At 62.6% G+C, this 23,424-nt stretch carries 28 protein-coding genes; 15 read left to right on the top strand and 13 right to left on the bottom strand.

Annotation, left to right across the window (positions count from 1 at the left end):
• The first annotated feature begins 128 nt into the window (after positions 1–128).
• Positions 129–527 carry a hypothetical protein gene (locus CIT39_RS24700; protein ID WP_244607447.1) on the top strand — a complete coding sequence of 133 codons (399 nt, stop codon included), beginning with the start codon at positions 129–131 and terminating at the stop codon, positions 525–527.
• Between the two features lie 220 nt (positions 528–747).
• Positions 748–954, top strand: a complete 207-nt coding sequence (locus CIT39_RS24695; RefSeq protein ID WP_244607446.1) for a hypothetical protein — start codon at positions 748–750, stop codon at positions 952–954.
• A 164-nt stretch (positions 955–1,118) separates the two neighbouring features.
• On the opposite strand, the gene CIT39_RS24690 is transcribed toward CIT39_RS24695, so the two are convergent.
• Complete coding sequence (locus CIT39_RS24690; RefSeq protein ID WP_244607445.1) at positions 1,119–1,505, bottom strand: nuclear transport factor 2 family protein; 387 nt, start codon at positions 1,503–1,505, stop codon at positions 1,119–1,121.
• A gap of 68 nt (positions 1,506–1,573) precedes the next feature.
• On the opposite strand from CIT39_RS24690, the gene CIT39_RS24685 reads away from it, so the two are divergent.
• Both CIT39_RS24685 and CIT39_RS24680 read left to right on the top strand, forming a co-directional pair.
• Entirely contained in the window at positions 1,574–4,612 is a 3,039-nt protein-coding gene (locus CIT39_RS24685) for a LuxR C-terminal-related transcriptional regulator (RefSeq protein ID WP_094972677.1), read from the top strand.
• Between the two features lie 146 nt (positions 4,613–4,758).
• The gene (locus tag CIT39_RS24680) at positions 4,759–5,043 is read left to right on the top strand and encodes a hypothetical protein (protein WP_094972636.1); all 285 of its coding nucleotides are present in this window, start codon (positions 4,759–4,761) and stop codon (positions 5,041–5,043) included.
• 5 nt (positions 5,044–5,048) lie between these two features.
• On the opposite strand, the gene CIT39_RS24675 is transcribed toward CIT39_RS24680, so the two are convergent.
• The 6 genes from CIT39_RS24675 to CIT39_RS24650 form a co-directional block, all read right to left on the bottom strand.
• Positions 5,049–6,335, bottom strand: coding sequence for an NRAMP family divalent metal transporter (locus CIT39_RS24675; RefSeq protein ID WP_094972635.1), 1,287 nt, complete (start codon positions 6,333–6,335; stop codon positions 5,049–5,051).
• Positions 6,336–6,578: 243 nt separating this feature from the next.
• Positions 6,579–6,764, bottom strand: coding sequence for a hypothetical protein (locus tag CIT39_RS24670; RefSeq protein WP_094972634.1), 186 nt, complete (start codon positions 6,762–6,764; stop codon positions 6,579–6,581).
• A 238-nt stretch (positions 6,765–7,002) separates the two neighbouring features.
• A complete protein-coding gene (locus tag CIT39_RS24665; RefSeq protein ID WP_094972633.1) occupies positions 7,003–7,629 on the bottom strand; it encodes a hypothetical protein in 627 nt (208 codons plus the stop codon).
• A gap of 40 nt (positions 7,630–7,669) precedes the next feature.
• Positions 7,670–7,990: a PepSY domain-containing protein gene (locus CIT39_RS24660; RefSeq protein WP_094972632.1), complete on the bottom strand. Its 321-nt coding sequence runs from the start codon at positions 7,988–7,990 to the stop codon at positions 7,670–7,672.
• Between the two features lie 452 nt (positions 7,991–8,442).
• A complete protein-coding gene (locus tag CIT39_RS24655; RefSeq protein WP_148667338.1) occupies positions 8,443–8,637 on the bottom strand; it encodes a hypothetical protein in 195 nt (64 codons plus the stop codon).
• Between the two features lie 232 nt (positions 8,638–8,869).
• Positions 8,870–9,640 (bottom strand): EAL domain-containing protein, encoded by a 771-nt coding sequence (locus CIT39_RS24650; protein ID WP_094972630.1) that lies wholly within the window; start codon positions 9,638–9,640, stop codon positions 8,870–8,872.
• A gap of 351 nt (positions 9,641–9,991) precedes the next feature.
• On the opposite strand from CIT39_RS24650, the gene CIT39_RS24645 reads away from it, so the two are divergent.
• Positions 9,992–10,240: a hypothetical protein gene (locus CIT39_RS24645; protein ID WP_094972629.1), complete on the top strand. Its 249-nt coding sequence runs from the start codon at positions 9,992–9,994 to the stop codon at positions 10,238–10,240.
• Between the two features lie 139 nt (positions 10,241–10,379).
• On the top strand, positions 10,380–10,637 hold the full coding sequence (locus CIT39_RS24640) for a DUF6894 family protein (RefSeq protein ID WP_094972628.1): 258 nt from the start codon (positions 10,380–10,382) through the stop codon (positions 10,635–10,637).
• Between the two features lie 3 nt (positions 10,638–10,640).
• Here CIT39_RS24640 and CIT39_RS24635 read toward each other — a convergent pair whose 3' ends face one another.
• From CIT39_RS24635 to CIT39_RS24625, 3 genes are all read right to left on the bottom strand, one after another.
• Entirely contained in the window at positions 10,641–10,847 is a 207-nt protein-coding gene (locus CIT39_RS24635) for a hypothetical protein (protein WP_094972627.1), read from the bottom strand.
• Entirely contained in the window at positions 10,844–11,044 is a 201-nt protein-coding gene (locus CIT39_RS24630) for a hypothetical protein (RefSeq protein ID WP_094972626.1), read from the bottom strand. The genes CIT39_RS24635 and CIT39_RS24630 overlap by 4 nt, the downstream gene beginning before the upstream one ends.
• Positions 11,045–11,408: 364 nt before the next feature.
• Positions 11,409–11,873 (bottom strand): GNAT family N-acetyltransferase, encoded by a 465-nt coding sequence (locus tag CIT39_RS24625; protein WP_094972625.1) that lies wholly within the window; start codon positions 11,871–11,873, stop codon positions 11,409–11,411.
• A gap of 168 nt (positions 11,874–12,041) precedes the next feature.
• Here CIT39_RS24625 and CIT39_RS24620 point away from each other — a divergent pair, with 168 nt between their 5' ends.
• From CIT39_RS24620 to CIT39_RS24610, 3 genes are all read left to right on the top strand, one after another.
• Positions 12,042–12,821, top strand: a complete 780-nt coding sequence (locus CIT39_RS24620; RefSeq protein ID WP_094972624.1) for a DUF4261 domain-containing protein — start codon at positions 12,042–12,044, stop codon at positions 12,819–12,821.
• Positions 12,822–13,028: 207 nt separating this feature from the next.
• Positions 13,029–13,664: an imm11 family protein gene (locus CIT39_RS24615; protein WP_162308662.1), complete on the top strand. Its 636-nt coding sequence runs from the start codon at positions 13,029–13,031 to the stop codon at positions 13,662–13,664.
• A gap of 407 nt (positions 13,665–14,071) precedes the next feature.
• A complete protein-coding gene (locus tag CIT39_RS24610) occupies positions 14,072–15,715 on the top strand; it encodes an AHH domain-containing protein (protein ID WP_094972622.1) in 1,644 nt (547 codons plus the stop codon).
• Positions 15,716–15,780: 65 nt separating this feature from the next.
• Here CIT39_RS24610 and CIT39_RS24605 read toward each other — a convergent pair whose 3' ends face one another.
• The 3 genes from CIT39_RS24605 to CIT39_RS24595 all read right to left on the bottom strand — a co-directional run bounded on the left by CIT39_RS24605 (position 15,781) and on the right by CIT39_RS24595 (position 18,288).
• A complete protein-coding gene (locus CIT39_RS24605) occupies positions 15,781–17,361 on the bottom strand; it encodes an FAD-dependent monooxygenase (RefSeq protein WP_094972621.1) in 1,581 nt (526 codons plus the stop codon).
• 240 nt (positions 17,362–17,601) lie between these two features.
• Positions 17,602–17,946, bottom strand: coding sequence for a response regulator (locus CIT39_RS24600; protein ID WP_094972620.1), 345 nt, complete (start codon positions 17,944–17,946; stop codon positions 17,602–17,604).
• A gap of 141 nt (positions 17,947–18,087) precedes the next feature.
• The gene (locus CIT39_RS24595; protein ID WP_094972619.1) at positions 18,088–18,288 is read right to left on the bottom strand and encodes a hypothetical protein; all 201 of its coding nucleotides are present in this window, start codon (positions 18,286–18,288) and stop codon (positions 18,088–18,090) included.
• A 576-nt stretch (positions 18,289–18,864) separates the two neighbouring features.
• Here CIT39_RS24595 and CIT39_RS24590 point away from each other — a divergent pair.
• From CIT39_RS24590 to CIT39_RS24565, 6 genes are all read left to right on the top strand, one after another.
• Positions 18,865–19,203, top strand: coding sequence for a hypothetical protein (locus tag CIT39_RS24590; protein WP_094972617.1), 339 nt, complete (start codon positions 18,865–18,867; stop codon positions 19,201–19,203).
• Positions 19,204–19,364: 161 nt separating this feature from the next.
• Positions 19,365–19,748, top strand: coding sequence for a phage terminase large subunit (locus CIT39_RS24585; RefSeq protein ID WP_094972616.1), 384 nt, complete (start codon positions 19,365–19,367; stop codon positions 19,746–19,748).
• Complete coding sequence (locus CIT39_RS24580) at positions 19,745–20,044, top strand: hypothetical protein (protein WP_092260851.1); 300 nt, start codon at positions 19,745–19,747, stop codon at positions 20,042–20,044. The genes CIT39_RS24585 and CIT39_RS24580 overlap by 4 nt, the downstream gene beginning before the upstream one ends.
• 61 nt (positions 20,045–20,105) lie before the next feature.
• Positions 20,106–20,534 carry a GNAT family N-acetyltransferase gene (locus tag CIT39_RS24575; RefSeq protein ID WP_094972615.1) on the top strand — a complete coding sequence of 143 codons (429 nt, stop codon included), beginning with the start codon at positions 20,106–20,108 and terminating at the stop codon, positions 20,532–20,534.
• A gap of 259 nt (positions 20,535–20,793) precedes the next feature.
• Positions 20,794–22,062: a CaiB/BaiF CoA transferase family protein gene (locus CIT39_RS24570; protein WP_162308920.1), complete on the top strand. Its 1,269-nt coding sequence runs from the start codon at positions 20,794–20,796 to the stop codon at positions 22,060–22,062.
• 124 nt (positions 22,063–22,186) lie between these two features.
• Positions 22,187–23,416 (top strand): acyl-CoA dehydrogenase family protein, encoded by a 1,230-nt coding sequence (locus tag CIT39_RS24565; RefSeq protein ID WP_094972614.1) that lies wholly within the window; start codon positions 22,187–22,189, stop codon positions 23,414–23,416.
• The last annotated feature ends 8 nt before the right edge of the window (positions 23,417–23,424 follow it).

The raw sequence follows: 23,424 nt of genomic DNA, 5'->3' as shown, positions 1-23,424 counted from the left end.
AAGGGTGACCCCGCATGGCCCCAGCTCCAATGCCCCCCAATATACCCGCGAGCTGGGGCCTTTTTTTCTCAAACCCCAGCGGCGACGCGGCCGCATTTTGCCAATGCAGACGTGAATAGGCGGACACCATGAAATGGATGCTCGTGGTCCTCGTGGGTGGCGTCGCGCCCGTCAACACCGATCTCGTCTTCGACAAGTTCAGCGACTGCCTGTCCGCCGAGGCGCAAATGCGACAGCATTACTCCGATGCGTTCGATGCCTGGGACCGGCTGGCCGCTGCAAGAATCGACCGGCGTAGCGACTACAAGAAGGCGCGCGAGCTCGAGGCGAAAAGACTGCTAAGCAACGTCGGCACCTGTGTGCCCCACGGCGGGGGCGAGTCTGTTGCTCCGGCAGAGCCGCCCAAGTCGCCCGCTGCATCTCCGCAGCAACCTGCTACGCCGTCACAGCCGCCCCGCGAACTTAGCGAAACGTCTCGCCTCATAGGAAAAAGCCACGTTTATTGCAGCGCGGCCTTTGAGGTGTAGCGCTCGCCAATGGCGATGATGCCGTTGCCGTACCACGAGGTGGTCGTGGTGGAGCCGCCGCTCCATCGATGCGGCACATCGTATCCGGCGGGGCCGCCATCACGGCCGGCGCCATGGCGGACGATCTGGTCGTTTCGACCAAAGTTAATCGGGAAAAAGTGGAAATATAGACGATGCCGTGAGTTGGCAGCATGGATACAGGTGTCTGGAGAGCATCATCGTGGACGACGCCGTCTTGAAGAATGCCGCCGAAACGGCGTGGACGGTGTACCGGGCGCGTCATCCCGAGGTCGACCTGTTCGACAGCCGGCGATGCCTGCTGGAACGCCATTTGCTCAGGAGAAGGGAAGAGCGCGAGAGCGATGCCGAAGAACTCGCCAGCTTCGGGATAGCCTACCTGTGCCGGCTTCCCAGAGACGAATGTTGACCACCATTAAAATGTTCGTCGCGCGCGTAGTTCGCGGGAGCACAAGTCCGAGTTGGACGCTGCTCGCGATTTCGTTTCTCATCTCGGCGGTCATCGTAACCGCCTTGCGGACGACGTTTGGGAATTAGTTGCCGACACGCCGCGGACGGCCGGTCCGGGCCGCTCTAGTGCAAGCGCCCGCAGTCTAGAACCTTGATCCTCCCGGCGGCGTCAAACGCCAAATTCGCGCTCATGACGCCCTTACTGGTGACGTACGAAATCACGGTTCCCCGGTCTGAAGGGTTGAGATCGTCCAGCGTGCCCGCGGGATATTTTTGGAGGTGCTGGATCCAATAGGCACGAAGGGCTTCGCGGCCGGTGATCGTCTGGACGCCGCTGCAGCCGCAGTGCACTACGGCATCGTCTGCATGAAGCTCCAAGATCGCTTCGATATCGCCAGCGCGGTAGGCATCAAGCCAGTCCACGGCCACGGCCATTGGGTCAAAAGAGCTATTTGTCACTTGCTGCCGTCCAAACTGATTTCCGCCAAGGGAACCAAATCCACTCGTCATATTTTAATAAGCCACCCGGCCACGGCCATATGCCGAAGGACATAGAGGACCGGGCCGAGGCAAAGTCGATGTTGGACGCGTCCGCCAAGCACCGGATACTCAAACCCATCCGGCTTGCGATCGTTGATCGGCAACCGATCGTCCTGCAGGGGCTGAAGTCGGTCCTCGGGACACAGCAGGATTTCGATATCGTCGCCTCGGCTAGCGACGGGACAAGCTGCCTCGAAGCTATCAGGAGTTTGTCGCCCGACGTCGCACTCATTGCCGACACCCTGCCGGACCTGACCGCATCCGACATCCTGGCGATTGCGAAAGTCGAGAAGCTTTCCACGCGCCTGGTGTTCTTTACCGAAGCCGGCGGCAATCACGATCTGACCGCAGCGATCGCTGCCGGCTCTTGCAGCGCAATTTCCAAAGATGCCGCTCCCGGCACCATGCTGCAATCACTGCGGCTGATGGGAAAAAGCGGTGTCTCGCTGGAGCCCTCCGATCTCTCGCCCGCCGGCAGGGAAGCGGGTGGCGGCAGCAAGATCGAAAAGATGCTCGAGCTGTTGACGCCCCGGGAACGTCAGATCGTTCGGTTGGTCTCGGAAGGAATGTCGAACAAGGAGATCGCTCGCCAGCTCGACGTTTCCCAAGGGACGGTCAAAGTCCATCTGCATAATATCTTTCAGAAGCTCGAGATCACCAATAGAACGGTGCTCGCGACCATCTCATTGCTGCAACGCACCTCTGGTTTCAGCGTGCTCGCGCTGGGCATTCTGGCGGTCGCAATTGCGGACGAGCTCAAGGCGTCGGAAGCCAACGACATATTTGCGCATGATGATGACCACGGTCAGAAAGGCGAGCACGCCGAATATGAGGTCTGCAAGAAAGCCATTCTCCAGCATCTCATCGTCTCGAAATCCGGCGACACGCCACCATTCACGGAGAGGGACCTGCTTGCCAAAGCAAGCCAAGCCGCGAGCCCGTCCGCGGCAATGGAAGCGCTGCGCGCAGCGGAGCAACTCCTGGGCTCGAAACCCTGGAAGGATGTCGTGGCAGGATCGGGCACGCCAAGTCTGCCGGCGCTCTTGCTGCGAGGGACCAATGACGCTCTGAGCGGAGGTGACCGTACAGGGGAAGATCACCTTCCGCGGCTTGCTTCGAATCCGATGTCGATTCACGGAGCCTATGGCACCTTCGCCGCTCTCGCCGGGGCATTGATCTACGAACTGAGCGATGTCCAGCACGCCGCGCAGTCGCATGAACTGGATCAGGCTTCCATCGACAGCTTCCTGGCTAGCATCGGGGACAATGCCACCAAACTGGCCGCGATCACGCATGTCGATGCCAATCCCGCAGACAACGCAGCACCTCATTTCCTTTCACACGATTTCGGTCCGCATTCTGCCTCGGTGACCACTGCGAACAACATCGCGCAAGAGCGCGTTCGGGGCGAAGAGGGCCCGGACGCCGCGGCTCACAACCTCCAAGCACTAGTCGGCGTAGTGGACCCGGGTCACGATCCCCGCCCGCGCGGACACAGCGGCGATCAGCTGTTGGGGGGTAACAGCGAGAATGGTGTTGATCGCTCTCCGACCGGCGCCAAGTCTGCCTCTTCCGATTCCGTCCTGGATGACGCATCCGGGCCGGGCCGGCTCAATCTTGCGGCTTTCGGGGCACTCGCCTGGCTGCATCTGACGGCGGCAGCCAAATCCATCCCGCCACATACCCTCGCCTGGATCTATGACCCCGCAAGCAATCAAACGATCGTCTATGTGAATCCAACCGACCACATCCTCGATGTCGGAGACCGCGGCCTGCTCGAAATCCACATGCAGGGAATTGTCTCCGTTGCGGAGTCGGATGTCGTTCAGCAATCGGGGGGCGCGGCTGTCGCGGTTACCCTTGAGCAACTCGAACAGGCGCTGATCCTGGCGTCCGCAACCGATGAGACGGCTTCCAGTATGAGCAGCAGCCACGCGAGTGAGGAGCCGCTCGGGGAGGCCGGCGTTTGGAGCGCTTCGGCCGATGACGGCTTGAGCTTTCAATTCGCGCACGTTCGAACCGGCTCTGGGACGGCGGCCAAGTCCGGCACCTACAGCAGCGATTCTGCGGATGCAGCAGACGAGAATGCGGGTGCGTCCGGTGTGCCCGCCTACGGATCATCAATCGCGCCTGGTCAGGGTGCGTCGCCTCCGACGGTGGAAAACCTCTCCTGGAAGAATGAGCCGACTCACCCGAATACCGGGGCTGCGTCGACGAAGCAGAGCGAGATGGTCCAGCCGGACTTCAACACCGCCGACAGGACCGGCCACAGTAACTCTGAGCACAGTCCGGAACCAGGTTCGGAAAAGGCGACGGAAAAGGCCGAAACTGAGTCCAAACCCGGCAAGGGCGTCGGTCTTGGCAATGACCACCATTCCCAGGCGCCGGACAGTATGCAAGGAGCAGCGAAGACGGCAGAGCCAGGCGGTGGCGCGCACGGCAACTCGAGCCAATCGGCTTCCGCCAAAGGAGCGGAAGCGGGCGAGAGCGCCGAAACGCCCGGGCAGACGGAGCACGGCCACTCACAGAAGGTTGCGGAGCGGGGCCCGATCAAGGTGGTGGCCGTGGAGATGGCCGGGGCGGAGCCCAAACCCGGCAACGGCGTCAGTGATGGCAAAGAAGGCCATTCTCAGGCTTTGGACGGTTCGCCAGGAGCAGCGAGGACGGCCGAATCCGGCAGCGCGGCACACACGAATTCCAGCTCAACATCAGCCAAAGCAGCGGACCCAAGCGAGAGCGTCGCAACTCACGGCAACACGGATCATGGCAACGCGCAGCAGGCAGCACATGCCGGTGCAAACCCATCGGAAGCTGTGCCGGTGAAAGCGGCATTCAAGCTTGGAAGCGCAGATCAAGAACCAGTGTTCCGCTTCGATGACGACGTGGCTCCTTCCACGCGCGTCGCGGTCGTCGAGTCCAAAGAGCATGGCAATCCCCACGTTACCCCCGGTCAGAAAGATGCCCCCCAGATGATCGCCGAGATTGTCCCTGGTTCATTCGACGAGCACGCCGCCAGCCACGGCATTACCGATCCGCATCACGGCGTTGGACCTGCGCCCCATGACTGGCTGATTTGAAGCCTTGCATCCTCCTGACTGAACATGGGCGGGAGGGCGACCACGCGGGCCCGGGTTGTGCACTGTTGGAACCCGCCTGACGGGAGCGGGGAACCGAGAGGGGCGGCTCTGAATTAACCTGCGATGGGAAAATAGCGGATACTTCGATGACAAATGGTCGTTTCGCGAGCTCCATATCTATCGCCCTACGCCACCCCGGCGTGATCGCGCTCATCGTGGCGGGTGTCACGATTGCAGCCATGCTGATCGTCGACCACGGTCCATGGAACCGCGCCAAGACGCAGCCGGCCCATGTTGCGATGTATGCAACGACCGGAGAAGCGGCACGGGCCGCCGGCGCCGCGGTGCTCCCGACCAGCCCGAGATCGCCGATCGAGCCCTCGCGGCCCGGGCCCAAAACGTCCCCGACCGTCAATCCCGTGACGCCGTAGCTTCGTTAGCCCAACACCGACGAGCCGAGCAGAGCGAGCACGGCCAGCGCCATCAGCGCGGTGCCGAGCCAGCCCAGCGCGATCAGCCATGAGCGGGCCCTGAAGCGGCCCATGATCGCGCGGCTCGAGACGATCAGCATCATCATCGCCATGATGGGCACGGCGACGATACCGTTGAGCACCGCGCTCCACACCAGCATGTGGATGGAGTCGATCCCGGTGAAGCCGAGGCCGAAGCCGATGATGGTTGCCGCGGCGATGATGGTGTAGAAGCCGACCGCTTCGTCGGGCTTGGCCTCCAGCGTCGCCCGCCAGCCGAAGATCTCCGCGACGCCATAGGCGGCCGAGCCCGCCAGCACCGGGATCGCGAGCAGGCCCGTGCCGATGATGCCGAGCGCGAACAGAGCGAAGGTGAAATCGCCGGCCAGCGGCCGCAGCGCTTCGGCCGCCTCCGTCGCCGAATTGATCTTGGTGATGCCATGCGCATGCAGCACGGAAGCCGTGGTCAGGATGATGAAGAAGGCAATTCCGTTGGAGAGCAGCATGCCGGCGAGGGTGTCGGTCTTGATGCGGTCGAGTTCGTGGTTGCCGCCGCGCTTGAGCTCGCGGAGCGGCTTGTCGCGCCGGCCCTGGTTCATCTCCTCGACCTCCTGCGAGGCCTGCCAGAAGAACAGATACGGGCTGATGGTGGTGCCGAGCACGGCGACCACCATCATGAAATACTCGGCGCTGACATTGGCCTTCGGCCACACCGCGGCGAGCAGTGCCGTACTCCACGGAATCTTGACGGTGAAGGCGGTCGCGACATAGGCGAACAGCGCCAAGGTGAGGAATTTCAGCACCGGCGAATAGCGGCGATAGGGCAGGAACACCTGGAGCAGGGTCGAGCCCGCCGCGAAGATCAGCGCGTGCTCGTGGTTGAGCCCGCCGATCACGAGCGAGAGCGCCTCGGCCATCGCGGCGATGTCGGCGGCGATGTTGAACGTGTTCGCGGCAACGAGCATGGCGACGAGGCCCAATACCGCCCAGCGCGGCGCGAGCTGCATGATGTTGGCGGCGAGCCCCTTGCCGGTGACCCGGCCGATCTGCGCGCTGACGAGTTGGATCGCGATCATGAACGGTGTGGTCAGAAACACCGTCCACAGCAGACCGTAGCCGAATTGCGCCCCGGCCTGCGAATAGGTGGCGATGCCGGACGGATCGTCGTCGGCAGCTCCCGTGATCAGTCCCGGCCCCAGCCTTTGCAACAGCGTCGGCGCGGATTTCGTCGGCGTGAGAGCGCTGTCGCTCATGAACGGACCTCGTCGGGGCGCGGCTACTTTCATAGCAAATGCTGACGAGGGAACGAAAGTTCCTCACCGCGCGGGCGATCCAATATTTCGGTTAAGCCTAAATCAGCTTGACTGTCGGGCAAAACAGGAGTAGATTGCGATCATCCCAGAGTTTGCGTCGGCTCACCGCCGGGGTCCGTGAGGCTTGCCCGCGCCAGGTGACGGGGATGTCGAGGGCCAGGGATGATAGCCTGCGCCGCCGCGCTACTTGATGCTGACGAACATGCCCCAGGCGGCGGCCAGCGCCGCGCCGGCAAAGACGATCAGCGGGTTATCGCAGAATGCGCCGCCATAGCTGCACATCGTAACGCCGAGCGAGCCGATCTCGTGATGGCTCGCGGAATAGAACAGTCCCGACAGCACCAGCAATGCAGCGGCGACGTAGTACATGGGCGATTTCTCCGACGTTGTCCCGATTGCATTCGCGCAAGCACATGTCCCAGCATGGCGCGAAGAGATTGCATTTCGCCAAATCCGCTATGTTGCATTTGAGATAAAATTTTGATCTGCCGGGCAAGGCATCGGACGGATGAGAGCATCGGGACGATTTGGCACTCGGCTGACGGCGTGTTCGCCCATGAGAAAGGGCCCCGCACCGCGGGGCCCTGGTCGTGCAATCCGAGAACGCTTAGCGACGCGTGCTCGTGCCGTAGAGCTGACGCTCGCGGCCGATATCTTCCGGCGAAAGCGGCGGGCTCGCGGCATCGAAGTCGTTCCAGCCGGACTTCTGCCAGGCCGCGCTGCGCTCCTGCAGGTTCACGGCGCGCTCGTGCAACAGAGCATCGAGACGGGCGCGATCCTGGCCGGGCACCCGCGCGGTCACCAGCGTGCCGCCGCGGCGAACGCCCTCGGCGTAACGCGAGGCTTCTTCCTTGGAGACGCCGGCTTCCGTCAGGGCACCGACAATGCCGCCCGTGGCCGCACCGGCAGCTGCGCCGACTGCGGTTGCGGCGAGCCAACCCGCTGCGACGACCGGTCCGAGACCGGGGATCGCCAGCAGGCCGAGGCCCGCGAGCAGGCCGGCCGCGCCGCCGAGGCCCGCACCGATACCGGCTCCGGTCCCGGCGCCTTCGGCACGATCATCGACGCCGTCGCGATCGCGGTCGACCTTGCCGGAGCGCGAGCCATACCAATTGTCGGAGTTGTTGGCGACGATGCTGATGTCGGAATGCGGCACGCCGGCGCCTTCGAGCCGGGTCACGGCGCTCTCGGCGTCGGAGTAAGTGTCGTAGAGGCGAGAGATGGTGGTGGTCATGTGTCAGGTCTCCTGATTGCTTTGCGCGCTATTTGGCGCGTTACTTGGCGGGATTGACGTTGCCCTGGAAGTCCAGGCTGACGTCAGCCTTGGTGCCGGCCTTGTCGGCCTTGCCGCGCCAGACGCCCTGGTCATCCTTCTTTAGGCCGGAGACATTGGAATATCCCGCCTCTTCGATCTTCGATTTCGCCTGGCCCTCGGTGAAGCTGTTGCGGCCGGCGACAGGCTTGTTCGAGTTGTTCTGGTCCGCGCTGTTGACGGCGTTGTTGCCCGGCCCGCTCTGGGCAGGCTGAGACTGTGCGCTTGCGGGCACCGCTGCGAGCAGCAACATGGTCGTGGCAAGTAGAGTAAGACGTCGCATTTTTTTGTCCTCCGGCAGTGAATGTGCCGGCGACAACAAGTGAGATTCGAATTGGTTGCTTTGAGTTCGTAGCTTCCGAGTGCCGCAGCTCGTCTTATGCGAATGCCGCGTGCATCGAAATCAGTTTAGGAACGTTTGCCGGTTTGTCCTGTTATGCGCGCTCTGCGGCTGATGCTGATTGGGGTCGCCGAATCCAACGCGCCGCGCAGGCGAGACGACTCCCACATGCAATCCCGCGACCCGCTGTTGAAGAAATGGACGGTGCAAGACCACGAGCGGCCTTGGCCGAAGCGGGCCGGCGGCCCGACGAGATTGCGCTCGAGCTCGATCGCAGCGGGGCGGCCGTGAGGGCGCGCGCCTGGTAGCACGGGATCGGCTTGAAGCTTGTTACGCAGAAGCGCGGCAAGCAATAGAGGGCCGTCTTCCTCCGAGCTTGCCTTTATGCCGGCACCTCACTTCGTCGAGTGTGCTTCGGCCTGCGTCGTGGCGGGCTCCCAAGGTGCGGGAAGGATGACGCGGATCGGGCGCGCGTCAGTGGCGCCTTGAACCGCGGGCCGGACCTGCTCCCTGGCGGGATCGGCCAGTGCCACGGACAGCAGTGCAATCAGCATAGCCAGCGATGTCGCCACAAGTCTCAAATCCAGCATCGAAGCCTCCGTTGTGCGCATCAACGCAGGCGGCGCGACTTGGTTCGGGCCAGGCCGGGAATAAGCGGCAATATTACGATGTTCCAGAGAAGACAGGTCCAATTGACGTCTTGGACCTAGTGCTGAGTTCTTGCGGAACGCTGCTCGAGCGGTAAGCAAAAACCCGCGTGGAGCAATCCGCGCGGGCTTTTGGTTATGAACCGTTATCGAAGAGAACCCGGCGAGGCAGATCTCACCCGGCGAGGGACACCTCCATGCGCTGAAATCCCCGCACCGCCGGCAGCGACATGAAGCCGGGCTTGGCAAAATGATAACCCTGGAACAGCGCGATGCCGGCGGCCCGCAGCACCGTCAGTTCGGCCTCGTTCTCGACGCCCTCGGCCAAAACCGTGATGTCGAGCTCGCGCGCCATGGCTGCCACGCCCGATACGATGACCTGCTTGGCATGGCTGAGATGGATGTCGCGCAGCAGCTCCATGTCGATCTTGATGAGGTTCGGCTGCAGCCGGGCAAGCAGGCCGAGGCCGGCATAGCCGGCGCCGAAATCGTCCAGCGCCGTCCAGAAGCCGAGGGCCTTGTAGGCGCGCACGATGTTCTCGACATGTGCGGGATCGCTCATCCGCTCGTTCTCGGTGAACTCGAACATCAGATTGGACGCAGGGAAATTCGCGCGGCGCGCGGCCTCGAGCGATTTCTGGATGCAGGCGCGCGGCTCGTACACCGCGTTCGGCATGAAATTGATCGAGAGGCGCGCGCGCGGATCGGCGAACAGCTTGCCCGCGGTCTCGATCGCCATGACGCGGGCGGCCTGGTCGAAGCGGTAGAGTTGATCGTCGGTGAGCTGGCTGAGGACGCTGTGGGCGCTCTCGCCGTTCGGGCCGCGCACCAGCGCTTCATAGCCCCAGATCCTGCTCTCGGTCACATCGACAATCGGCTGGAACGCCATCTTGAATGCGAACGGCAGTTCCGTCCCGTCGGCACATCCCGCGCACTTCACGCCCATCTCGTCAAACTCCTGCAGCCCTCAAACATGCGGACGTTAGGGCGCAGCAGTTAAAGAACAGCGAAGCGGGAGGGCCGCCGCGACCGGTTGCGCTCAAGTTCAATTGTGCACACAGGCAGGCTGGTCATCACCGTTTCGGCGCGACGAAACACGGCTGAAACAGAGCTGAAACCCGATTGTCCTGAACTGCCTCGCGCCCGGTTCCGACCAACGGAGCGAAGAGGAGAGAACTCATGATCCAGATCGGTTCGAAGGAAGAAGTCGCGTTCCTGCTGGCGCTGTTCGGCACCCACACCCAGCCGGTGAAGCGGCCGAAGCCGAAATCGCAGCACAGCTAAGGAGGCTGAACCCATGCCAGGTTTGGCCGAATGCCAGAGCCTGCTCAGGCTCCTGATCGCCAGGGGCGATCCCAAGGCCATCCCGCTCGCCAAAGGCGCCATCGATCAGTATCTGAACACGGCGCCGCTCAGCGCCCGCGGGCGCGGCCTGCGCGTGCTCCAGCGCGACGCGCTGGACCAGCACGATGTCGCGGTCGGCGTGCAGCGCTCGTTCGCCGAGACGGTGGATGCCTATATCGAGAACAAGCTCGCGGAGGAGTAGGAGCAGCGCGAGCCGGCGCAGTCAGGCCGCTGGAGCGGCCGGCGCCCCGGTTCCGGGATCCGATTGATTCCCGCGGAAAATTTCCATTCGGCAGCAACTTTCGTGCGGGGCCGCGCCTTTCTACGGAAAGGATGCGCCAATGCCCCGCTATTACTTCGATCTTCTCGATGACAATGGAGTTGCGCGCGATGAGGAGGGCCTGGAATTGTCCAGTCCGCGCGCGGTCCAGGCGGAGGCCGCCAAGTCGCTGGCCGACATGGCACGCGAGGGCGTCATGTCCGCCCCGTCGGCAGGTGCAAGGCAGAGGATGGCGATCGACGTTCGCGACGCCAGGGGGCCCGTGATGCAGGTGACGTTCTCGTTCTCGATCGAGATCTTCGATTCGCGATCGCAATAGGGATCATTGACGCGTCAACGGACCCTGCGGGGGCTGCTCGGGATCAAGCACGGCGATCTTCCGGTCGAGCTGCCACACCTCGACCTTGCCGTGTCGTGTAAACTGCCGCGCGAAGCCGAGGGCGGACGAATCCGACGGGGCCTCGAACGCTTCGGCCGAGCGGAAGATGCCGTTCTCGCCGACGAGATAAGCGCGATATTGCTGCATCATGTCGGCGCCCTCAGCCCGGGCGAGCGCAGCCAGGCTTCGATCTGCATCGCCGTCTCGTCCTGCCGCGCCCGGCGCAGCAGCATCTCGCGGCGCCGCCCCGGCGACAGCGCGCGCGCTTCCTCGCGACAGCGCGTGGCTTCCTCCGCAAGTCTTTCGTTGAGTGTCATGCTCTGTTTAAGACGACGCCGCTTCATCATGGCGTGCTCTCCTTCGCTGCAGAAAGGCGGGAGCGCAATTGGCGTTCTCATCACCGATCTCATGCCACGGGCCTTGCGGTAATGCATGAAGACTAGGCCTGCCGCGGCGGAGAGTCTGTATCTTTTGATATGCGTGAAGATTAAATTTCGCGCGGGAGACCGAGCCTTTTAAGCAAATTACTCAATTTGAGTGCGAACGATTTCTGAGTTCACTTTGAATCAAGGCCGACCCCGGAGGGCGTTTTTCGACACCATCGTCTCAGGGCGTCGTCTCAAGGCTTTGTCTCAAGCAACGCTTGTGAAAGAGCAGGGACGGGACGCGGATGCCGGCTGACGCGCTGGGTGCCGGCTCCCGCGCGCCGGCTCAGTCGCGAAGCGCAAGGTGCAGGAATTGATTGAAGGCGCTCGCCTGGTAATCGGCGAACGCCTCGCCGTTGACGAAGCCGCGCTTGCGGTACAGCGCGAGCGCGGGCTCGAACGCCGGGCCGCTTCCGGTCTCGAGGCTCAGCCGGGTCAGCCCGCGCGCCCCGGCCTCGCGCACGATGTGGTCCAGCAGCAGCGCCGCGATGCCGCGGCGCAGATGATCGGGGTGCGTCCGCATCGACTTCACCTCGGCGCCGCCGTCGCCGAACTCCTTCAGCGCGCCGATGCCGACGACGTCATCGCCTGCGCGCACCGACCACACGGTGACATCAGGCGTCTGCAGTCCCGACAGGTCGAGCGCAAACACATGGCCCGGCGGCGAGTTCGCGTGCATGCCGGCGAGATGAAGCGCGAGCAGGCGGCGAGTCGGTTCAGAGGTGAGATCGTCGGGATGGATTGAGAACATGGGGATCATTTGGGAGCTGTGTCGGCACTCGGATTGGCCCGGATAGTATGAACCATCGAAACGCCGGTTGACAATGTTCTTGTTTTGTTCCATCTTCCAAAATACTTCAACTTTTGGGCGAGCATCGCAGAGGATCGCGTTTCGTCCCCAAATTTCAGTGGGTCGTCGATGAGTAGCTCCCTTCTCGCTTTTGTCTTGCTGGAAAATCCGGTGACGCCGGACATGTCGGCAGTTGCGGAGGTGCTTCACGCCCGACATCCGGAGTTGGCAACGGAGTCCATGGACGACGGGCGTGTACAGCAGGCTCGAGCAAGCTCGCCGCTCATTCGCTGCGGCAACGAACTCGTCGCCGTCATGGCGATGCCGGCGCCCATCCCGGACGATGACGGACTGTGGGCGCGCGCGGCCACGACGTGGCCGGAGAGCAAGGCGGTGGCAGCCCGGCATCGAGGTCATCTGATCGTCTCGATGCTCGGAAAGAGTGAGCAGCCGCTGGTCGCGGCGCGCATCACGACTGCGGTCATCGGCGCGTTGATTGCGACGATGCCGGAAGCTTGCGGCGTTGTGTGGGCCGGCCGGGTCGCGCGGCCCGCCGACCTCTGGCTCGAGACGTCCAGCTATTCGTTCGCACCGTATCCCGACTACCCCTTCAGGCTGTGGGTCGACATTCTTCTGTTCCGGTCAGGCGACAAGATCGGCGCAGTGACGATGGGGCTGACCGCCTTCGTGGGCCGTGAGATCGAGTTCGTGACCGGCAAGCTCACGCTTCCGGAGTTGTTCGACAAGGTGGCAGGGCTTTCCGTCTATCTGATCGAGCATGGCAGCGTGGTGAAGGACGGCGACACGATGGGGACAAGCGCGAGCGAGCGCATCCAGGTTCGTTACAAGAGCTCCGATGCGTTTGGCGGACTGCCGGTATTTTACTGTGTTGATGAGTTCAAGCACTGATGTCGATGAGCAACGTCCAATCGGTACGTGCCGCCAAATTAATTGCTCGGGATCGATCGTTTGACACGTCGGGCAAAACACCGGCAGAATGGCATCATCGAAACAGTCCGATCAAGCTCGTGGGAAGCCGCGGGCTTTATTGTTATGCGGCCGATCGCGGTCTCCGCCGCGTGCGGTCGCGAGCACGATGTTCAACGAGATGCAGTCATGCGTGACGATAAAGCAATTTCTGCTGCAAAGCGTCCCCGAGCACGAAAACGCCGCTTCTTCGAAATCGGGCCCGATTTCAACGGAAGGGGGCCGGGCTTTTCGCTTCTGGACGAGAGCGTCCTTCCTCCCCACCGAGTATATCGTCTGCCCGCCTCTACGCCGCCTGTGCCTTACATGTTTGATAAATCCAAGGGCAGTTTGCCCTATGACCTGGAGCTCTGCTTCCGTTGGTGGCTCATTTCGGACCGAACCAAGGCCCTCTTCGAGCGGATTGATCCGGAGGCTTTCGTGTTCGTGCCATGCGACGTGCGCGTACCGCAAGGTCGCTATCACGGCGCGGACTATTGGCTCTGTGATGTTGTTCGCGTCCTCGATGCGCTGGACGAATCGGCGTCCTGTTTGCGCATCGGTATCCGGGACGACGTTCGCTATATAGATCATGGTCAGAAATACTATGGGTACGCTCCCGGCTACAAACTGTTCTTCAGAGAGGCCGCGGTCGGGAACGCGCACATCTTCCGCATGGCCTATGACAATGGGACTATCATATGCGATCAAGAGTTCAAGGACGCTTGCAAGTCGGCGGGACTGAAGCGAATTCGGTTTCGCGATCCTTCGAAAACCATATGTTGATCCGCGCCATCTGAGAAATGAAGAAGTCTGTTCGCTCGTGGGCGCCAGTTCATACTCGGAAGGTGAATGACGCCGGCCACCTTGGCTTCAACGATGATCAGTGGCTTGGTAATTATTGCTAGCGCACAGAGGGGCGCCTGCGAGTGCATGGCGGCGGGCCCACAGTACGTATTCTCGATAAAATCAAATCCATTAAAGCTCGCGCTTTCGGGCCGGTGAGTAGTTCAGCGCTCCGTAGGCGTCGACTACCGGCGGTCTGATCGAGTGCTCGCCTGCACGCCATAGCACTTCAGGAACATTGCAACCCTGTTGACGAACGCGCGGGCGTCCCCGCCGCGGCCGCGCTTGCGCGCTTGATCCGCTCACTTTGCCAACTCCTATACTCAATGAAACCCTTGTGAGGGTGCATGTCGATTTTTTTCGATCACCACATCATTCCAAAACGCTTTGAAAATCACCCCGCGTTTCGCGGTATCGACAAGAAGACGTTTGATATCGACGGGCCCGCAAACCGAATCTATCTGCCGGCAAGTCGGGAGTTCGCTGCAAAGTTGGAGGTGTCGCCCCATCCGGGCAGACACCTGGAGCCGTATGGCGGGCTCATTTGCAAGAGGCTCAAGCAGATCGAAACGATCGAAGATCCAGACGAGCGACTTGCGGAGATCACTACTCTTATCGATGCCATGCGCGTCGGCTTCCTTAACGCCCATCTCTACACCAATGTGCCTATCGGCAAAACACGAGAGGAAGTGTACCAATGGCTCAAGGAAGTTTTGGAGGATCCCAAGGCTTACCGCGGTCAGTACCCGGATCAATTGAGGAGTATCAGAGATGTCGAACGAAGGGGAGCGGAAGCCGGTCAGGATCATTGGATTAAATGGTTGCTCTACCTGGCTCATCCGGAGCGGCAGAAACTGATTGACGAGGCAATTGCTCGCAAACCTGACGTCAACCTCACTGCTGGCAATCGCGACCTGGGCGGAACGAATTGGTCCAAGTTCGAAGTGTTCGACCCTTCTTCGGACACTCTTCACACGCCTGGTATCGCGCCACCCAACCCGAGCGATCTCCCGCCGCTGCCGGGCTACAGTTCACCTTCGCTTGCAGGTCTAAACGAACAGGAAGGATTCAGGCGAAGTGATCCCCGCTTCACGGGTGTTCTGCCACCGTTTCCCGCGCCTGATCCCGGCGAACAGCGGCTCGGTCAATTGCCTCCGACAACGGCCGCTCCATCAGATCCGCTTGTGCTCCAATCCGATCCGCACTCCGGAGTGACGTATCAATACTACGAGAATCCGTTGGCTGGAGGCACATCTCCGGAGCGCAGCGTCCTCCCTTGGTTGGCCGGAGGGGCCGCCGTCGGCTTAGCGGCTCCCTTCGTTCCCGCTTGGCTGCTTGCCATAGGGAGCGCCTTGGCGCTTTCGCGCGCTGCCAACGCCCAGGGCACGCGGGGCGCGATGAGGGGCACCGCCGCTCCTAGCGGAGGAGTGTTTTCGACAGGAGCCTCGCCGTTCAACACCATCGGCAATGGACTTAACGTCGACAACACGGCCGGGAACAGCGGCTCTTCGGCCTCATCGAGCTTCGGGCCGCAGCTGGGCGGGGCTTCCTCGATCGATCCAGAGACCCGCGCTAGCACTTTTGCGGATCGCTTTGGCAACTATGCCAGCACGGCAGACGGCTCTGTGCCTGCCGAACCGGCAGACTTGTCCAAAGTACCGGATTCTCCGACACGCGGATCAGTCGCGCCCGAGAATGTTCGGCGCCTCGCGCAGGTCAACGGGTCCAACGCGGGCAGCGTGTTCAGGTCGGGGAGTGCTCCGGTGCCATATCTGCCTTCCACGGAATTCAACGAGCGGTTCGGCAATTGGACCTTCCCGACGGCTAACAGCGGCCAACCTCAGGCGGGCAAGCCGATCGGCGCGTTCGCGGACGAACCAGGTTACCTCGTTCCACCTCCGATATTCGGCGTGGATGGTTCAGGCAATCCGAGCAATGGCGCCGAGGAGTGGTTTTCGCGCTGGATACGGCCGTTGCTTCGGCCGGAGTGAAGACTGATCTCGGAGTTGAGTAAGTCGTCGTTTGGCACGTCGGGCAAAACACCGGCAGAATAGCATCATCGGACGAGTTTGGATCGAGCCCGCGGGATGCCGCGGGCTTTCTTGTGTAGAGAGGTGGGACCGAACCACCGAGTCAACGCATCCTCGAGTCCGTGCTGGCTTTCGTCTCCCACCCAAGCCACGTGCCCGTCAGGCCGCACCAGTACGGCGCCGGGCGCAGTGACCCGTCCGATCACCGGAAGCTCCCATGGGCCGTCATAGGCGACATCGACGGCATCGACGCGATCCGCCCATGGAGCGACGTCGATCTCGCCGCCTTTGCAAAAATCGAGCAGCACGCCCCGCGCGCCGCGCAACAGCGTGAATAGCTTTTGCGCTTGTCCTTCGACCGTCAGATCGAGATCAGGCATGCGCCGGCCGAGCAAAGCGTGGCCTTCGCCGAGATCGTAGGCGATGTCGAGCCCGCTCATCATCGCGCCGACGCGTTGGCGCGGCGCGTCCATGGCGAGCAGGTCGGAGATCACCTCGCGCGCAGCCTTGCGGCCGTCGTCGCCGCGTCGGAGCAGGGCGATCTGCGCCATGGTGTTCTTCAGCACGCGCGCGCCGACGGGATGGCGCTCGGCGTGATAGCTGTCGAGCAGGCTGTCGGGCGAGCTGCCTTTGACCACCTGCGCCAGCTTCCAGCCGAGATTGACGGCGTCCTGCACACCCAGATTGAGGCCTTGCCCACCGACGGAGTGATGGATATGCGCGGCATCGCCGGCGAGCAGCACGCGCCCCTTGCGATAGGTCGCGGCCTGCCGGGCTGCATCGGTGAAGCGGGAGATCCAGGCGGGATTTTTGACACCGAAGTCGGTGCCGTAGACCGCGACGAGCGCATCGCCGAGATCGCGCAAGGAGGGCTCGCTGGTGCGCGCGAGGGTTGCTTCCGTCACGACGACCAGCACGCGACCGCTCTCGGTCTTGCTGAGGCCGTGAAAGCCGAGCGCGTCATGGCGCAGGCCCCATGCCGGCGCCTCGCGCATCTCGACCTCGGCCATGAGGTTGCTGAGCGTCGGTGAGGTGCCGGGGAAATCGATGCCGGCGGCCTTGCGCACCAGGCTGCGACCGCCGTCGCAGCCGACGAGATAATCTGTGCGCAAGCTCGCGCCGCTGGAGAGCGTCACGTCGATGCCGGTGTCGCCCTCGGCGAAGCCGGTAAGCTCGACGTTGCGATAGATCGGCACTCCGAGCTCTTCGACCCAGTCCGCCAGGATGCGCTCGATGTGGCTCTGCCGCAGCGCCAGCCCGTAAGCGTGCCTCGTGGGGAGGTCGCTGATGTCGAGCCGCGTCCAGGCAAAGCCCGCGAGCTGGACGATCTGTCCTTCGCGCAGGAAGCGATCGGCAACGCCGCGCTGATCGAGGATCTCGATGCTGCGGGCATGCAACCCGCCGGCGCGCGTGCCGACGAGATCCTGGCTCGCGCGCCGCTCGAGGATGGCGACGTCGATCTTCGCGAGCGCGAGTTCGGCGGCCAGCATCAGCCCGGTCGGGCCGCCGCCGGCGATCACCACGGCATGGCCGCGCGGCATCTGTTTCCCCGCGCCGGCCGCATGTGGCCGGCGGTGTGAACGGGACGTCGGAAGCAGTACAGGCATGTCGTGACCCCTCGGCTGGTTGCTCTGGATGTTTCCGGGGTCGGGGTTCTACGGCAGAGGCGGGGACTTGAAGCAAGCCCATTGCGCACCACATATTGAGTTGGGAGGAGGGGCTTCCCCTTCCGTGTCCGCGACGTTGACACGTCGGGCAAAACACCGGCATGGTGGCATCATCGACGGAGTCTGGTTCAACCCGTGCGGAGCAATCTGCGGCGGGTTTTGTTTTGCGGCATTGGACGGTCAGCAGACGCCGGTGGTCCGCCGCATGACGTCGGCGAGCTCTTCGAACGAAAACGGCTTTCGGATCATGGGAAGGCCGCCGCGCCGGGGCTCGCGACCCGACAATTGCAGCATCTTCAACTCCGGCCGGATGCGCTTGGCCAGCTCGGCCAATTCATGACCATCCATGCCGGGCATGTTGATATCCGTGATGAGGATGGAGATGTCCTGATTTTGCTCGAGCCGGTCGAGTGCATCCCGGCCGCTTTGGGCGCTGATCGGTTTGCAACCGAGATCTTCCAGCATGGCCACGAGCACGTCGAGGACGGCGGGATCGTCGTCAACAACCAGGACAGTGTGGCTCATCGCAGGTACGTTCCTTCTGACAAAGCAACCAACGCAGCCCTCGTCGGGTAAGTTCCTGCAAAGGCCCGGCCGCGTGAACGGATGTTGAAGACCTCGAGCGAGACGCCGGCGTCATCGACGTGCGCGCCGCGCACCGATCCTCTAATCGTCCTTCGACAAATCGCCAGGTTTGGCGGGAATGTCGATGGTGCCGCCATCGCCGTGCACGAGATCGCGATCCCCGTCCTTTGTCGCGCAAGCGTCTTCGATGATCGCCTCTCGCGTCTCGCGCTTCCTGTCGATGCGCGGCTTGGCTCCAGGCAATTCTTGCGATGTCTCTGCCGAGGTCTTCTCGAATGTCATCAAACCGATCCTCCTGATCGGCTAACGATCTCCGGGCCGGTAAGTTCGTTTGACTCGTCGGGCAAAACACTGGCAGAATGACATCATCGAAAGAAGTTTGGTTCAGCCCGCGCGGAGAATATCCGCGGCGGGCTGTTTCATTTCAACGGGGCTTTGACTTCAACGGGGCTTTGACACGTCGGGCAAAACACCGGCATAATGACATCATCGAGACGAGTTTGGTTCACCCGCGCGGAGCACATCCGCCGCGGGTTTTTTCGTCTCGATTTCAGAATCGGACGGCGGCGGCGCATTACGGCCACGCACTCGTCAAACCTGGAGCGCCGATCGGCGCGCCGCCGTCCGAACCATTGCTGGCCGCGCACGCGCGAACGTGCCGGCCCGCGGCGCAGGGCCCATTGCCTCCGCCGCTGCGGTCTCCGGAAGACACGGAGATAGGGTTCGCGCCCGAAACGATCGCGCCTCGCCTGGCGCGATCTGCCGCGCATTTTCTTCGCATGGAGGGATGATGACCGCCTATCTGATATCGCTCGCGCTCGCGGGCCTGATCGCAATCGTGCTGTGGGAGACGCTGTCGTGAACGAGCAAGTCGAAGGCGAGTTCGCGAGCGAGCGGTCCCCCCAGCCCGCGGCCAGGAAGACGTCGAGGGCACGAACCCTGACCGAGATCCGCTCGCTGGCGCGCGGCCACACCAGGACGGCTCTCAGGGTTCTCGTCGGCATCATGCGCAGCGACGAAGCCACGCCGGCCGTGCGCCTCTCGGCGGCCAACGCCATCCTCGATCGCGGATGGGGCAAGGCCGCGCAGCCGATCGAGAACGCCGAAGACGGCCCGCCGGAACTGGTCCACCGGGTCGAGCGCGTCATCGTGCGTCCGGAAGACGCCGTCGGGGGCGATGCCGGTCCGAAGGTATGAGATGCGGTATATCCCGATCTGGGGTCGTCTCGATTTCGTTTGGTGCCGAGGGCCGCGATTCGCTTGCTGGTCCTAGCTCTTTCATAGGGCCGCGACCGAAGACTGGTCCGCGATGTGGCGCAGGCGCACTGGCCTGCCCTAAGGGCGAGCGAGCGTAGCCATTGTCCATTCTGAAAATTCCAACGGCGAAGATCTTCGAGCCACTGCTCAAACCTGCGCGCTACAAGGGGGTGTACGGCGGACGCGGCTCGGGTAAATCGCATTTCTTCGGCGAGCTGCTGGTCGAGACCTGCCAGGCCGAGCGCGGCACGCTCGCGGTCTGCATCCGCGAGGCGCAGCGTTCGCTGGCGCAATCCTCCAAGCGGCTGATCGAAGGCAAGATCGCGAGCCTGCGCCTTGGTCACGGCTTCAGGCTGTTCAGCGACAAGATCGAGACGCCCGGCGACGGGCTGATCATCTTCCGCGGACTTCAGGCCAATCTGGTTGTCTCTTTCTATTTCGCCAAGCGCGGCTTCGAGAATGTTGCGAGGATCATCAAGCGGTGAAGATTCAAGACGAGGAGATCCGGGCGATAGTCGCGGAGACACTGGCCGAGCAGCACCGAGTTCAGCAGGAGAGCGTCGACGCCATCGTGTTGAAAGCGGTGGCGTCGGTCCTGGCCTCGTTCGGGATCGAAGACGATGACCGGAAAGAGCTCAGAGCGGACTTCCAGCACCTGCGGCGCTGGCGAAAGAGCGTGGAACAGGCGCAGAGCTACACCTTCAAGGCGGTGATCACGGTGATTGCGACCGGTCTGATGGGGGCGGTCTGGCTCGGCGTCAAGGTCGTGCTGGGCAAGTGAGCCGCGACGCAACGGAATCGCAGGTCACTCACTCCCGATTGCGCCCGCCAATAGGTATCCCATGTACAGAATTCGTATCGCCGATGCGGACGACGATGAGACTGCTGAAATTCTCGGCGATCTACACCGGCTGACATTCTTCGGCGGGGCGTCCCTGCCGCAGTTCGAATCGGGTACGTGGTGGCTCGCCCACCACGATGATGATGCGGTGGCCTTCGCCGGCGTCGTGCCGTCGACGCATGCGCGAAACAGCGGATATTTTTGCCGGGTCGGGGTCTTGCAGCGGCATTGGGGGCGGGGACTTCAGCTCAGGCTGATGCGAGCGATCGAGGCGCGAGGGCGGCGTCTCGGATGGGACAGCATCGTCTCGGATACGACGGACAATCCGGTATCTGCCAATAATTTCATCCATGCGGGTTATCGGCTGTACGAGCCTGAAGCCCCCTGGGCCTGGTCGCATACGCTTTACTGGCGAAAGTGGCTGCGTTGAGCAATAGGAGTGGTTTCCCGTGATGCGGAACGTAACCTTCTCAGACTGACGTGACTTTCTCAGACGAGAGTGGCTGCGCAAGATGCGCGCAGCCTCCATACGCTCAAATACTAACGGCCCGGCAGCTCGGCAGCTGCCGGGCCGTTTTTGCGTTTCAGGCGGAGCGAGCGAGACCCTTGCGAAGTTGGCGGCGCCGGGCTTTAAGTTTGCTCTTGCAGGAAATTCGGCGGCCACAAGCCGATGTAAGGGAGCGCTAGAGATGCCGACCAAGCCTCAATTGCCGGAACGTTCGTCGCGAGCGACGGAAGGGCCGAGTGCGCTCGACGGTCTGCTGGTCATCGATTTCACGCGTGTCGTCGCCGGCCCGGCCTGCACGCAGACGCTCGCGGATTTTGGCGCGCACGTCATCAAGATCGAAAATCCCGATGGCGGTGACGACACCCGCGCGTACGAGCACGCAGAAATTGGTGGTGAAAGCGCCGCCTATCTCAGCCTGAACCGCAACAAGCGCGGTATTGCGCTCGATCTTGCCGTACCGGAGGCCCGCGAGATCGCGCTGGATCTGATCCGCAAGGCGGATGTGGTCGTGGAAAATTTCTCGAGCGGCGTCATGAAGAAGTTCGGGCTCGACTATGAGGCTGTCGCCCCGCTCAATCCCCGCCTGGTCTATTGCTCGATCTCCGCCTACGGGCGCTCCGGGCCGTTCGCCTCGCGCCCCGGCTTCGATCCCATCACGCAGGCCGAGAGCGGCTTCATGTCGCTCAATGGATTTGCCGACGGCCCGGCGGTTCGTACCGGCCCACCCATCGTGGACATGGCGACGGGGATGTCTGCCTGTAACGCCATCCTGCTGGCGCTGTTGGCGCGGGACCGGCTCGGCCGCGGGCAGCGCGTTGAAGTCGCCTTGTTCGACGTTGCGATGGGGATGACCGGCTTCTACGGCATGGCGTATCTCATCAACGGCGAAAACCCCGGCCGGTTCGGCAATTCACCGAGCGGGTCTCCCACCGTCGGCGTCTATGAGGCCTCCGATGGGCCGCTCTACATGGCCTGCGCGAACGATCGGCTGTATCGCCGGCTGGTGGTCGAGGTGCTGAACCGGCCTGATCTCATCACCGATCCGCAGTTTGCCACGCGCAAGGCTCGTTCCGAGAACAAGGAGCTTTTGCGGGCAGCCATTGCAGAGGTCTTTGCCGGCGATACGCTCGAGAACTGGATGGCGAAGATGAAGCAGGCCAATATTCCGGTCGGTTACCTCCGGACGGTCGAGGAAGGGTTCAATGCGCCAGAGGCTCGCGAGCGACATCGCTTGAGCCGCATTCCGCACCGTACAGCGGAATGGGTGCCGAATATCGAGCCGCCGATTACCATGAGCCTGACCGGCGCGATCGATCCCGTCGCGGCCCCTCTGTTAGGTGAGCATACCGTGGACGTCTTGCGCAGCATGCTCGGCTATGACGAGAGTCGGATCACGGAGTTTACCCGGAAGGGCGTCTTTGGCTCGGGTAAACCCTCGACGCCGGTCTAGGCGCGGTCGGTCCCCAGGCAACAGGCACCGCGCGGCATGGGAATCGATGCTTTGTGATGCGGGCCGCATTGGCTTGATTTGGTGGAGGGCCGGCCGCATAAATACGCGAAAGTGAGGGACACGAATGGCGCCTCGTCGAACGCCGAGCATGGGTAAGCCCACCGGGCCGGAAGCCGGCGAAAGCGCCTATGCGGCAATGATCGCAAAAGCCCGGGCCCTCCTGCCGCGACTACGAGAGCGGGCGGTGCGAACGGAGGAGTTGCGGCATCTTCCGTCGGAAACCGAGATGGATCTCCATGAAGCCGGCCTGTTCCGGATGCTCCAACCGGCACGGATTGGCGGCGCCGAGCTTGACTATGTCGCTCTTGTCGACTGCGCTGAGCTGCTCGGACAAGCGGATGCGTCTGTAGCCTGGAATCTCGCCAATCTGGCGAGCCATCACTGGATGCTCGGCATGTTCAAGCAGCGGGCGCAGGATCTGGTCTGGGGTCGTGATCCGGACGCGCTGATCGCATCCTCGTTCATTTTTCCCGCCGGACGCGCCACGCGAGTCGAGGGCGGATACCAATTGCACGGCAGCTGGCCGTTCTCCTCCGGCGTCGCCTCCTGCGAATGGAACATGCTTGCAAGCGTGGTCTACTCCGACGACGAGGCGGACGGTATCGAGTATCGGATTTTTCTGCTGCCCAAGGTCGATTACAAGGTGCTGGACACCTGGAATGTCGCGGGACTGCGCGGGACGGGGTCTTGCGACGTGGAGGTCAGGGATGCCTTCGTGGCTGACCACATGACGGTCGCCGTCGGTGACCTCTCAGGCGGCCCGACGCCGGGAAGCACGGCCAATCCAAATCCGCTATATGCGCTGCCCGTGTTCTCGCTGTTCCCATACGTCCTCTCCGGTGTCGCGCTGGGGAATGCGCAGGCGTGCCTCGACGATTACACGGAGGTCGCACGTCACCGTATTTCGACCTACAATCGCGCCAAGCTCAGCGATTTCCAGAGCACCCAGATCAAGATCGCGGAGGCATCTGCGAAGATTGACGCCGCGCGCCTGATCATGCGATCGGCCTGCCTCGACGCCATGGAGGAAGCGCGGCGCGGTCACATCCCTGACATGGCGACCAAGACCCGTTATCGGCGCGACGGATCTTTTTCGGTGAATTTGTGCACGGACGCGGTCTCGATGCTGTTTGCCGCGAGTGGCGCGCGCGGTCTGTTCACGACCGGCGTGTTGCAGCGGCAATTCCGCGATGCGCACGCGATCAACTCGCATCTCGCATTCAACTTCGATGCGGCAGGCACGAACTATGGACGGGTGGCGCTGGGCCTGCCGTCCGAGAATCTCACGCTGTGAGGGCTGGC

The sequence above is a fragment of the Bradyrhizobium symbiodeficiens genome, assembly GCF_002266465.3.
In the GTDB taxonomy this organism is placed as follows: domain Bacteria; phylum Pseudomonadota; class Alphaproteobacteria; order Rhizobiales; family Xanthobacteraceae; genus Bradyrhizobium; species Bradyrhizobium symbiodeficiens.
The sequence above is the reverse complement of the archived record's forward strand: the minus strand, read 5'-3'. Positions and strand labels throughout refer to the sequence as shown.

Excerpts from the sequence above, each read along its gene's own strand:
- CIT39_RS24700 (WP_244607447.1), top strand. The coding sequence starts at position 129 with ATGAAATGGATGCTCGTGGTCCTCGTGGGTGGCGTCGCGCCCGTCAAC.
- CIT39_RS24690 (WP_244607445.1), bottom strand. The coding sequence starts at position 1,505 with ATGACGAGTGGATTTGGTTCCCTTGGCGGAAATCAGTTTGGACGGCAG.
- CIT39_RS24685 (WP_094972677.1), top strand. The coding sequence starts at position 1,574 with ATGTTGGACGCGTCCGCCAAGCACCGGATACTCAAACCCATCCGGCTT.
- CIT39_RS24680 (WP_094972636.1), top strand. The coding sequence starts at position 4,759 with ATGACAAATGGTCGTTTCGCGAGCTCCATATCTATCGCCCTACGCCAC.
- CIT39_RS24675 (WP_094972635.1), bottom strand. The coding sequence starts at position 6,335 with ATGAGCGACAGCGCTCTCACGCCGACGAAATCCGCGCCGACGCTGTTG.
- CIT39_RS24670 (WP_094972634.1), bottom strand. The coding sequence starts at position 6,764 with ATGTACTACGTCGCCGCTGCATTGCTGGTGCTGTCGGGACTGTTCTAT.
- CIT39_RS24665 (WP_094972633.1), bottom strand. The coding sequence starts at position 7,629 with ATGACCACCACCATCTCTCGCCTCTACGACACTTACTCCGACGCCGAG.
- CIT39_RS24660 (WP_094972632.1), bottom strand. The coding sequence starts at position 7,990 with ATGCGACGTCTTACTCTACTTGCCACGACCATGTTGCTGCTCGCAGCG.
- CIT39_RS24655 (WP_148667338.1), bottom strand. The coding sequence starts at position 8,637 with ATGCTGGATTTGAGACTTGTGGCGACATCGCTGGCTATGCTGATTGCA.
- CIT39_RS24650 (WP_094972630.1), bottom strand. The coding sequence starts at position 9,640 with ATGGGCGTGAAGTGCGCGGGATGTGCCGACGGGACGGAACTGCCGTTC.
- CIT39_RS24645 (WP_094972629.1), top strand. The coding sequence starts at position 9,992 with ATGCCAGGTTTGGCCGAATGCCAGAGCCTGCTCAGGCTCCTGATCGCC.
- CIT39_RS24640 (WP_094972628.1), top strand. The coding sequence starts at position 10,380 with ATGCCCCGCTATTACTTCGATCTTCTCGATGACAATGGAGTTGCGCGC.
- CIT39_RS24635 (WP_094972627.1), bottom strand. The coding sequence starts at position 10,847 with ATGATGCAGCAATATCGCGCTTATCTCGTCGGCGAGAACGGCATCTTC.
- CIT39_RS24630 (WP_094972626.1), bottom strand. The coding sequence starts at position 11,044 with ATGATGAAGCGGCGTCGTCTTAAACAGAGCATGACACTCAACGAAAGA.
- CIT39_RS24625 (WP_094972625.1), bottom strand. The coding sequence starts at position 11,873 with ATGTTCTCAATCCATCCCGACGATCTCACCTCTGAACCGACTCGCCGC.
- CIT39_RS24620 (WP_094972624.1), top strand. The coding sequence starts at position 12,042 with ATGAGTAGCTCCCTTCTCGCTTTTGTCTTGCTGGAAAATCCGGTGACG.
- CIT39_RS24615 (WP_162308662.1), top strand. The coding sequence starts at position 13,029 with ATGCGTGACGATAAAGCAATTTCTGCTGCAAAGCGTCCCCGAGCACGA.
- CIT39_RS24610 (WP_094972622.1), top strand. The coding sequence starts at position 14,072 with ATGTCGATTTTTTTCGATCACCACATCATTCCAAAACGCTTTGAAAAT.
- CIT39_RS24605 (WP_094972621.1), bottom strand. The coding sequence starts at position 17,361 with ATGCCTGTACTGCTTCCGACGTCCCGTTCACACCGCCGGCCACATGCG.
- CIT39_RS24600 (WP_094972620.1), bottom strand. The coding sequence starts at position 17,946 with ATGAGCCACACTGTCCTGGTTGTTGACGACGATCCCGCCGTCCTCGAC.
- CIT39_RS24595 (WP_094972619.1), bottom strand. The coding sequence starts at position 18,288 with ATGACATTCGAGAAGACCTCGGCAGAGACATCGCAAGAATTGCCTGGA.
- CIT39_RS24575 (WP_094972615.1), top strand. The coding sequence starts at position 20,106 with ATGTACAGAATTCGTATCGCCGATGCGGACGACGATGAGACTGCTGAA.
- CIT39_RS24570 (WP_162308920.1), top strand. The coding sequence starts at position 20,794 with ATGCCGACCAAGCCTCAATTGCCGGAACGTTCGTCGCGAGCGACGGAA.
- CIT39_RS24565 (WP_094972614.1), top strand. The coding sequence starts at position 22,187 with ATGGCGCCTCGTCGAACGCCGAGCATGGGTAAGCCCACCGGGCCGGAA.